The 8925-nt window shown below is 51.8% G+C and carries 12 protein-coding genes and 1 other RNA gene; 6 read left to right on the top strand and 7 right to left on the bottom strand.

The window, feature by feature from the left end:
* A partial coding sequence (gene ligA, locus ACTS3T_RS00525; protein ID WP_462934574.1) for an NAD-dependent DNA ligase LigA occupies window positions 1–1349 on the top strand: 1349 nt, incomplete at its 5' end.
* Here ligA and grxC read toward each other — a convergent pair.
* Complete coding sequence (grxC, locus tag ACTS3T_RS00520) at window positions 1346–1669, bottom strand: glutaredoxin 3 (RefSeq protein ID WP_377963989.1); 324 nt, start codon at window positions 1667–1669, stop codon at window positions 1346–1348. The genes ligA and grxC overlap by 4 nt on opposite strands.
* 146 nt (window positions 1670–1815) lie before the next feature.
* Here grxC and ACTS3T_RS00515 point away from each other — a divergent pair, with 146 nt between their 5' ends.
* Both ACTS3T_RS00515 and rnpB read left to right on the top strand, forming a co-directional pair.
* Window positions 1816–2598, top strand: a complete 783-nt coding sequence (locus ACTS3T_RS00515) for a hypothetical protein (protein WP_377963991.1) — start codon at window positions 1816–1818, stop codon at window positions 2596–2598.
* A gap of 68 nt (window positions 2599–2666) precedes the next feature.
* An RNA gene (gene rnpB, locus ACTS3T_RS00510) (RNase P RNA component class A) lies at window positions 2667–3099 on the top strand.
* 74 nt (window positions 3100–3173) lie between these two features.
* On the opposite strand, the gene ACTS3T_RS00505 is transcribed toward rnpB, so the two are convergent.
* A complete protein-coding gene (locus tag ACTS3T_RS00505) occupies window positions 3174–4076 on the bottom strand; it encodes a cell division protein FtsX (protein ID WP_377963993.1) in 903 nt (300 codons plus the stop codon).
* 177 nt (window positions 4077–4253) lie between these two features.
* Here ACTS3T_RS00505 and def point away from each other — a divergent pair, with 177 nt between their 5' ends.
* Window positions 4254–4814, top strand: coding sequence for a peptide deformylase (def, locus tag ACTS3T_RS00500; RefSeq protein ID WP_377963995.1), 561 nt, complete (start codon window positions 4254–4256; stop codon window positions 4812–4814).
* Window positions 4815–4833: 19 nt separating this feature from the next.
* A complete protein-coding gene (locus tag ACTS3T_RS00495; RefSeq protein WP_377964009.1) occupies window positions 4834–5031 on the top strand; it encodes a hypothetical protein in 198 nt (65 codons plus the stop codon).
* 68 nt (window positions 5032–5099) lie between these two features.
* Here ACTS3T_RS00495 and ACTS3T_RS00490 read toward each other — a convergent pair whose 3' ends face one another.
* The 4 genes from ACTS3T_RS00490 to ACTS3T_RS00475 form a co-directional block, all read right to left on the bottom strand.
* Window positions 5100–5984: a DMT family transporter gene (locus ACTS3T_RS00490; RefSeq protein ID WP_377963997.1), complete on the bottom strand. Its 885-nt coding sequence runs from the start codon at window positions 5982–5984 to the stop codon at window positions 5100–5102.
* A gap of 96 nt (window positions 5985–6080) precedes the next feature.
* Complete coding sequence (locus ACTS3T_RS00485) at window positions 6081–6287, bottom strand: hypothetical protein (RefSeq protein WP_377963999.1); 207 nt, start codon at window positions 6285–6287, stop codon at window positions 6081–6083.
* Window positions 6288–6304: 17 nt separating this feature from the next.
* Window positions 6305–7165: an EamA family transporter gene (locus ACTS3T_RS00480; RefSeq protein WP_377964001.1), complete on the bottom strand. Its 861-nt coding sequence runs from the start codon at window positions 7163–7165 to the stop codon at window positions 6305–6307.
* A gap of 10 nt (window positions 7166–7175) precedes the next feature.
* A complete protein-coding gene (locus tag ACTS3T_RS00475; RefSeq protein ID WP_377964003.1) occupies window positions 7176–7946 on the bottom strand; it encodes an SDR family NAD(P)-dependent oxidoreductase in 771 nt (256 codons plus the stop codon).
* A 538-nt stretch (window positions 7947–8484) separates the two neighbouring features.
* On the opposite strand from ACTS3T_RS00475, the gene gifA reads away from it, so the two are divergent.
* A complete protein-coding gene (gene gifA, locus ACTS3T_RS00470) occupies window positions 8485–8685 on the top strand; it encodes a glutamine synthetase inactivation factor IF7A (RefSeq protein ID WP_377964005.1) in 201 nt (66 codons plus the stop codon).
* 56 nt (window positions 8686–8741) lie between these two features.
* Here gifA and ACTS3T_RS00465 read toward each other — a convergent pair.
* A partial coding sequence (locus tag ACTS3T_RS00465) for a hypothetical protein (RefSeq protein WP_462934573.1) occupies window positions 8742–8925 on the bottom strand: 184 nt, incomplete at its 5' end.

The following is an 8925-nucleotide window of genomic DNA, read 5'->3' as shown; positions in this document are numbered from 1 at the left end:
CATCCCCCCACCCCCTCCCCACCAACCAATGGGAGTCGCTAGAACTGCTGCAAAAGCTCGGCTTTAGAGTCAACCCTCATCGCAAACTCTGCCAAACTACTGAAGAAATTGAAGCTTATTACCAAAGCTGGTCTACCGAGCGGCACCAGCTCAGCTACCTCACCGATGGCGTGGTGGTTAAGCTCAACTCGCTAGATCTGCAAGATCGCCTCGGCTTTACCCAAAAGTGTCCCCGCTGGGCTGTCGCCTTAAAGTATCCGGCGGAAGAAGCGCCTACCTTAGTACAAGCCATTACTGTTAATGTCGGGCGCACCGGAGCGATTACTCCTGTGGCTGAGCTAAAACCCGTACAACTGGCCGGAACAACCGTATCGCGCGCCTCGCTGCACAATGCTGATCGCCTTGCTGAGCTAGACATTCGCATTGGCGATACAGCTGTTGTCCGCAAAGCGGGTGAAATTATTCCCGAAGTGGTGCGGATTTTGCCAGAACTGCGACCTGCTAATACCCAACCGTTTACCCTGCCCACCCACTGCCCTGAATGCAACCAGCCTGTGGTGAAACCTCCGGGAGAAGCCGTTACCCGCTGTGTTAATCGGTCTTGTCCGGCAATTGTGCGGGGGGCTTTGATTCACTGGGCCAGCCGTGACGCCATGGATATTAGCGGCTTGGGGGAGAAGTGGCTGCAGCAGTGGGTCAGTCAAGGGCTGGTAGCGTCGATCGCTGATCTGTATACCCTGAGCGTTGAAACACTGTTGCCGCTGGAGCGGATGGGTCAACAGCTTGCTCAAAAACTAATTGCAGCGATCGCCCGTTCTAAGCAAAAGCCGTGGTCGAGAGTGCTTTATGGGCTAGGCATTCGCCATGTAGGCAGCGTAAATGCTCAGCTTTTGAGTGAGCAATTTCCTCAGGTCGAGCAACTAGCAGCGGCTAGCCCAGAGGCGATCGCTTCGGTCTACGGCATCGGCCCCGAAATTGCGCAGTCTGTCCATCAATGGTTTCAGGTACCTGCCAATCAAACCCTGGTTCAGCAGCTTCAGGTTGCTGGGTTGCAGCTAGCGACTCAGGCCGACTCAACCGCTGCCGCCTTGCCCCAACCCCTGCTCGGCAAAACATTTGTGCTGACAGGCACCCTACCTAGCCTCAAACGCAGCGAAGCCAAAGCGCTCATTGAAGCCGCTGGCGGTAAAGTCACCAGTACCGTCAGCAAAAAAACTGACTACGTCGTCGCTGGCGAAGAAGCGGGATCTAAGCTTGAAAAAGCTCAGCAATTAGGTATTGCCATCCTCTCAGAAGCGCAATTACAAACTCAGCTAGCCGCCCCTCAAGCAGAAAACAGCAATGCCTAAGCAACCTCGCTAGGGGCTTGGGCTAGCAGGGGCGCTAGTTCACCCCTGGCATCTAGGGCGTATAAGTCATCACAACCGCCTATTGGCTGATGATTAATAAAGATTTGAGGCACGGTTCTGCGCCCCTCAGCCCGTTCGGCCATGCGTAGACGAGCAGCCCCATCTCCATCAATTTTGTATTCGGTAAAGGCTACTTTTTTCCACCAAAGCAAAAGCTTAGCGCGAATGCAATAGGGACAAGTTTGCCAGGTGTAAATTTCGACCTCAGCGATCGCGGGTGTCGCAGGACGTCCTAAAAAACGGCTGAGCCAGTCAAACATAAAAGGTTTTGCATACAGTGTTTAACTGATCGTAGCAAGCCAGCGCTAAGCGATCGCCCTTAAATTTCTGGCAAGGGGAGAAAGCCCGCAGGACGGGCGTAAACACAGCTTGTATAATCCTGCTCAGGGCCTTATTGCCAAGAGTCATGACCACTGACATTCTGATTTTGACCGTTTACTTCATTTGCGTGGCTTACGTGCTATATCAAATTGCCTTAGCCCAAGAAGCGCAACGGGACGATCAGGTAGATATTCACCTCAAGCCCGACATCCTCATGACTCAGCTAGCGGCTCAGCTACAACAGCAGGGGCGAGCAGAAGCCTTTGCCGCCGAAGTTTTGCCTAGCGCCAATCCCCCCCTCGATCGCAGTCCATTTTTACAGTTGCAGATTCCCAATCCGCGCCAGCCTGAAGCAGCGATCGAAACCCTTGAGCTTCAGGTATTGCCTCAGGGAACGCGTCCTTTACAACCCCCCATCAAAGCGCTAGAAGTACGGGTTTTAAATCGTAGCCAAACGATTCAACTCTATATTGATTGGGATCGCAGCTCAATTACCCGGTTTAACAACCAGGCGCAGCGGGTCATTCGGCTCTCAAACACCCTGCCTGTTGAGCTGTTTCAACCCCAAGTCTTTAGCGTTGTTAATCCAGGGCAACTGTTCAACGTGGCGGTAACGCTAGAGTCAGCCTTTGGGCGCAGCGGCGAGGCTCAGTCTCTACAGCCGCAAGGGCCGCTGATTGATTTAGAAAAGGCGATTAAAATGCCCCAGCCGCTGCAAATTTACTCGCTCAAACTGCTGGTTTGGCTTAAACCCGTTACCGCACCAGATGACCAAGCAATTCGGCTGTTGTTACCTTTCATATTTGAACTAGAAGTTTTGCCCGATCTGCCAGCGGTTCCTATTCTGCGCTGGCTGACCAATCGTTGACGGGTTGATTGCACGGGTATTTTCTCTGGAATAGCACCGCCGTTATTGACTAGACTGAAGCTAGGGAAAGAGTTGGCGAGGCAGTTGCAGGTTGAGCCTAGCGCTTGACGTGAGGAAAGTCCGGGCTCCCGAAAGACCAAACTTGCTGGGTAACGCCCAGTGCGGGTGACCGTGAGGAGAGTGCCACAGAAACATACCGCCGATGGAAAGGTAGAAGACAGAAGGGAGAAGGGAGAAAGCAGTTTCATCCTTGATCCTTCCTCATTCATCCTTTTACAGGTAAGGGTGCAAGGGTGCGGTAAGAGCGCACCAGCAGCATCGAGAGGTGCTGGCTCGGTAAACCCCGGTTGGGAGCAAGGTCGTAAGGGCAACGGTTGGTCTTTTACCAGCCCTGTTGTAAGTGCACCGCTAGAGGCGTCTGGTAACAGCCGTCCTAGATAGATAACTGCCCTTTTGAGGTAACTCAGAAGAACAGAACCCGGCTTATGTCTGACTCTTTCCCCTTTGGGGCGATCGCCAGCCGATTAGCCCTTATTGCCCAAAAATCTGGCGCTTAGCCACTTGGCTGTTTCATCTCATCGCAAGGCAAACTTGCGAACAGCTAGCAAACTGCCCATTAGCCCCACCACGCTGCCCAGGGCAAACAGCGCCACAGGCAACAGCATATTTTGCCGAGCCGAAAGCTGCAAACCATTGATCAAAAACTGAATAAAGTCTGGCTGCTGCGTCGCAAACTTTTCTAAAAAGCGATGGATACTTAGCATCAACCCCCAAGCAAAGCCCGCCCCAATCAGGCCAAACGTGGCTCCTTGCAAGATAAAAGGCAGATAAATCCAGGCGCTAGTGGCACCCACTAGCTGCATTACTTCAATTTCGCGGCGACGAGCCATCACAATTAGCCGAATCGTGGTGGTAATAACCGCGATCGCCGTTAGGCTCAAAATAATAATCACAAATAGGCTAATCCATCGTAGCCCTTCATTCAGCTGAGCCAGTCGCTGTACAGCTTCGGTAACATAAAGAACCTCATCAACCCCCTGAATTTGAGCCAGCTTAGCCGCCAAAGCTGGCACCTCGGCTGACGATCGGGCTTTAACTTTTAGTTCATCCACCAGCGGGTTGCCGTTAAGCTGCTCAGTCGCCCCGGCAATGTCAGAAATCCCCAATTCTTTGACCAGGTTTTCCCAGGCCACTTCTTTGCTAACGGTTTCGATGGCGATCGCCTCTGGCAATTGATCAATTTTAGGTGCCAGCACAGTTGCATCAAACCCACTGTCTAAATAGACCGAAACCTCAAGCTGACTGCCAAATTGATTTAATAACCCTTCTAGTTGCCAGGTAGACTGAAGGCTAACGCCGAACAAAAACAGCAAAACCGTCATGGTGCTGACAGCCGCCCAGTTCATCCAGCCACCCCGTCGCAGACCTAGCAGCGTTTCTCTCATTAAATAATCTGCTTTGGTAAAAACCTTCAGCATTGGCTGCCCTCCGAAACGTCGCCAAGGTTTATCAGCGCACCCGCAATCCGCCCATTAGTTTGGCACGTCTCTTGCAGATTGGGAATTGCCGAAACACGAAATTTGAGAATTGGCGCTAACTCGAAGTGAGTTTGTGTTGTTAGGATAGAAAAGACTGAACAATATTTTTACTCGCTTATGGCTGCCTCAGTTTTAGTTGAAAAGAAAAAACTAAAGAATCCGCCTTTAGAGATTCACTATTTGGGCGATCGCGCGCTGCGTCAGCCAGCCAAGCGCATTTCCAAGGTTGACGAAGAGGTGCGGCAGCTAGCCCGCGAAATGCTGCGGACGATGTACAGTGCCGATGGCATTGGCTTGGCGGCTCCTCAAGTGGCGGTCAACAAGCAGCTCATCGTTATTGACCTCGAACCCGACAACGCGGCCAATCAACCGCTGGTGCTGATCAATCCTAAAGTAACCCGCGCTAGCAAAGAGCTTTGCACCGGGCAAGAAGGTTGTTTGAGCATTCCAGGCGTTTATCTAGATGTCATTCGTCCAGCCGCCATTGAAGTTGCTTTCAAAGACGAAAATGGCCGTCCCCAAAAAATTCAAGCAGCCGAACTGCTGGCGCGAGCCATTCAGCATGAAATGGATCATCTCAATGGCGTTATGTTTGTCGATCGCGTAGACAACGCCCTCGCCCTCAACCAAGAACTGCAAAAGCATGGCTTTTCTGCAGGCGACGTTCAGCACCTATAACTAGGAAGTTTTGCCGATGATGACTCCTAAAAGCGGCGTTTTTTTGGCTGGGGCTTGCCTAGCCGCTATTTCTGCCGTAGCTGCTATTTTTGAACTCACATCCGGTGAACCGGATTGGGGAGCAATGCCAACAATTGCACTTTTGGCCGTTTGCGTGCCGCTAGGCGGTTTTTTCTTCTATGCTGCGGTTAAAGACGCCAGAGCTAATCAGCAATAGCTAGCCAGCTAAAGCCTTAGAACCAAAAACGGCTGGGTATCGACGATAGATACCCAGCCTGTTTTTGCTTATTTACGCTGAAAAATTTTCGGCAATAGTGGGTAAATCTGCCCCGGTCTAAGCTGGCTGATCAACGTTGCCACAAGAATGACCCCCGCCCCTAGCCCACCGCGAATACCCAGCCGTTCGCCCAACCACCAAAAAGCAAACAAAGCGGCAAATACGGGTTCTAGCGTATAGATAATCGCCACTTCGGTAGCCGCTAGCGATCGCTGAGCAATAACCTGTGTCCAGGTAGTCGCGGCTGTGGCTATGACACCCAAATACACAATAGCTCCCCAATTCGCTTGCAGCGCGGGCAGTTCTTGCCAGATGTTCCCACCCGACCACAGCAACCCCAAGATGGCAACCCAAATGATCTGCCAGGTGGTTAACGCCACTAGGGGCTGACGGGGGGCAATTTTTTCTAGCAACAAAATAAAGCTGGCATAGCTAATGGCGCAGCCCAACGTCCACACATCGCCGACGCTAAACGCGCCCCCTTGCCACGACAGCACCCCAACGCCAGTGAAAGCCAAAGCTGCGGCGATCGCCACTGGTAAAGACAGCGATCGCCCCAGTAAAACGCCCAGTATAGGCACCAAAATCACATTCAAGCTGGTGATAAAAGCCGAGCGGTTAGCAGGTGTGGTTTCTAAGCCCACTACCTGCGTTAAATAAGCTAAAAATAGCGGCACCGCTAGCACAAAACTGTCTTTGAGTAATTGCCGATTGCAGTGGCGGCAAAATGGTATTAAGGCGATCGCCGCAATCAAAAAGCGGGTGCAAATCAGAGCCTGGGGCGATAGCGTACTCACCACATCTTTGAGCAGCGGAAAGGTCGTCCCCCAAATGACATTGGTCATGACTAGCAGCAGCAAGGCTTGGGTATGGGAGGCGCGGTAGATAGACATGTTGCTAAAGGTGAAGGCAAAAGTCAGAGGGCAGAAGGAAAGGCTTTTTGTTAGAGACTTTTAGCTATTGAAGTGTCTCAACGCTTCTGGCTACGGCTATACGCCTCTTCTCTCAAACCGGGGTAAAGCTTGATTGCTCGTGGGTTGAAACGACGCAAATATGTTCAAAATTTCTGGAATGACAAAAGAGGGAGACACCGTACAGACAGATGAAAAAATAGCTGGATCAATTAACTGCGGGGTGTTCTGGCAGTAGCCGCAGGTGGGGCTGAGCGCGATCGCCCGGTTAAGTTCACTTGGCAATTGGGTTAGCCATAATCTCAGGTTTTGAACGGCTTAAACCGAGAAGAACCAGCCGCTGCGATCGCCACCAGTGCAATAGCTGCCATCATCTGAAGCGTTAGCGTTTCACCCAGCAGCCAAAAAGCTAAAACCGCCCCAATAGCAGGCTCTAAACTCATAAGCACGCCAAACACAGTCATCGGCAAGTGGCGCAAAGCTTCCATTTCCAGAGAGTAAAGCACCACCGAAGACAGCAGCGCTACCACACCGCCTACCACCAGAACCGATGGCTGCAACAAAGCGCTACCGCTGGCCGCCCAGCCCAATGGCAACAGCAGCAAACTCGCCACTGCCAGCGACAACGCTAAGCCCTCTCCCCCGGCAAACCGATGCCCCACCTGATTTGAAAACACAATATACGTGCCCCAGAAAACTGCAGCTAGCAACGCCATCATCACCCCGACAGGGTTCAGAGCTGTTCCCCCCGCCAAGGGGCTAAGCAGCACAATCCCCATACCCGCCAAAAGCACCCAAATTCCGTCTAGCCAGCGGCGAGAAGTGGCGATCGCCACCCCCAGCGGCCCTAAAAACTCCAGCGTCACCGCAATCCCAATTGGCAAAAGGGCTAATGCCGCATAAAAGCAATAGCTCAGCGCTCCCAACACCGCTCCAAAAGCAATGAGCAAGCGATAGTCGCTAGCGCTGTACTGGCGCAGGTTAGGACGGTAAAAAGCCAAAAGAAACAGCGCCCCCAACCCGGTGCGCAGACAAACCATACCAATAGGGTCGATGTCATTAAATAGACTTTTGGCGATCGCGGCTCCTAGCTGATTAGAAACCATCGCTAGCAACGCCAAACTTTCGGGGAAAGCGATCATCCCGCGTTTAATCCCGTTCATATTAAATTCTCTAGCGCACGTAAGAGGCACCATTAATATCAATCGTGGTGCCCGTAGCATGAGGGGCAAGGCCAGAAGCTAGAAAGGCCGCGACGTTAGCCACATCTTGCGGTGAAGCTATCTGACCTAAGGGAATATCGCGGGTTAGGGTCTCTTCGCCGTACTTTTGCACAAAGGCTTCTGACATTTCGGTGCGGACAAAGCCAGGAGCGATCGCATAGGCCAGAATATTCTGCCGACCATAGCCCCGCGCAATACTGCGAGTCAGCGAAATCACACCCCCTTTAGAAGCGGCATAGTGCATATATTCGGGGTCGTCTCCGCGAAAAGCAGCCCGACTAGCAATATTAATCAGCGTGCCGCCCCCTTGAGTTTGAAAATGCAGAATAGCCTCCCGGCAGATATCTGCAACGGCAATCAGGTTCACTTGCAGCGTTTTTTGCCAAGCCTGTGACCAGGTAGCAAAGTCGGCATCTACGCCTGCCTGAGGCGCAACACCCGCAGCAGGGGCAATCCCAGCATTGTTAATCACAACGTCGATATGGCCTTTCCAAGCGATCGCTGCTGACCATAGATCGGTAGCCGCACCTACGACGGCTAGATCAGCCTGCACGACATAGGCAGAAGCGATCGCCGCTGCCACTTGGCTGGCTCCTTTGGGGTCGTGCCCATAGTGAACAATGACATCAGCGTGAGCGGCTCCTAACGTTTGGGCGATCGCCGCGCCAATGCCGCGTGAGGCTCCAGTAACGAGAATAACTTTGCCAGCGAGATTGATCATGATGACTACCTGCGCGATCGCCCAAAAAGCTGTTTTACCACCTTAGACCGGATGTTAGGCCAGCGAGGCGACTTTGGGTATCCAAATTTGGCGTAGCTTCTATCAAAAAAATTGATAGATAACAGTAGCCACTGGCGTTGAAACCCCTAACTTACGCAAAGCTGTTAACCCAAAAGCTATTGCACATGAAGGTTTCGTCAGAAAACCTGCCATGCTAACCCGTTGCCTTTAGCCTGCTGCCTCTATAGCTATAACGACAAAAGTTGAGACAATTCAATGGCTGCAAGTCTCTGATAGAAAAGCTTTCCTTCTGCCTTCCGCCCTCTGACTTTTGACTTTTGCCATAGCGCCATCTCAGCCCCCCACCCTGTCTACCCAAAACCAATCGAGACGACTGCGAAAAAGACCGTGATCCCGAAAAATGAATAAATATTAAAAGGTATTTCTGTATACCTTGTTACAGAAAATATTTGTATAATAAATACGTAAGCTACTTTTAATCCACTTAAACGCCTCAGCAATCCAGGAGGGCAATATTATGTCTGCTCAAGACCAAGCTCGTGCTTTAATGAACCGCCACCATCATCAGATCAAGCAGCGTCAGCAGTCGATGCTAGGCCGCATCAGCAGCGAAATTGGCATGCCAGCCGAAGCCGCCGAACACTGGACGACGATTCAAGGTAAGCCAAGTGCAGCGGCTCAGCAAACCTATGATCGCAGCCATTCTGCCCTCAGCTAAAACATTGGCTACCCAACTTGCTTAACTGATGGCGGTAGCCGCTAGAGTCGAAAACCCTAAAGGCTGAAACTGCTGACAGAGCGCTCTTGCTTTTGCCCGCTGCCTTCTCTAGTGATTAGCAAGTTCATCACTGTTATCGCAGGCTTCCTCAGGCATATCCCCTCAGGAAGCTTTATGTTTTTTAAAGCCAAAGATGGAAGGCCAAAAAGGTTTTCTGTCAGCCGCTTTTGGTAAGTTATA

Origin of the sequence: Almyronema sp. (assembly GCF_052168255.1) — a bacterium.
Classification (GTDB): Bacteria; Cyanobacteriota; Cyanobacteriia; order Phormidesmidales; family Phormidesmidaceae; genus Sphaerothrix; species Sphaerothrix epifaneia.
This window is presented reverse-complemented; position numbering and strand designations above follow the sequence as displayed.

Bases quoted from the DNA above. Each gene is read 5' to 3' on its own strand.
- grxC (WP_377963989.1), bottom strand. From the start codon at position 1,669: ATGTTTGACTGGCTCAGCCGTTTTTTAGGACGTCCTGCGACACCCGCG.
- ACTS3T_RS00515 (WP_377963991.1), top strand. From the start codon at position 1,816: ATGACCACTGACATTCTGATTTTGACCGTTTACTTCATTTGCGTGGCT.
- ACTS3T_RS00505 (WP_377963993.1), bottom strand. From the start codon at position 4,076: ATGCTGAAGGTTTTTACCAAAGCAGATTATTTAATGAGAGAAACGCTG.
- def (WP_377963995.1), top strand. From the start codon at position 4,254: ATGGCTGCCTCAGTTTTAGTTGAAAAGAAAAAACTAAAGAATCCGCCT.
- ACTS3T_RS00495 (WP_377964009.1), top strand. From the start codon at position 4,834: ATGACTCCTAAAAGCGGCGTTTTTTTGGCTGGGGCTTGCCTAGCCGCT.
- ACTS3T_RS00490 (WP_377963997.1), bottom strand. From the start codon at position 5,984: ATGTCTATCTACCGCGCCTCCCATACCCAAGCCTTGCTGCTGCTAGTC.
- ACTS3T_RS00480 (WP_377964001.1), bottom strand. From the start codon at position 7,165: ATGAACGGGATTAAACGCGGGATGATCGCTTTCCCCGAAAGTTTGGCG.
- ACTS3T_RS00475 (WP_377964003.1), bottom strand. From the start codon at position 7,946: ATGATCAATCTCGCTGGCAAAGTTATTCTCGTTACTGGAGCCTCACGC.
- gifA (WP_377964005.1), top strand. From the start codon at position 8,485: ATGTCTGCTCAAGACCAAGCTCGTGCTTTAATGAACCGCCACCATCAT.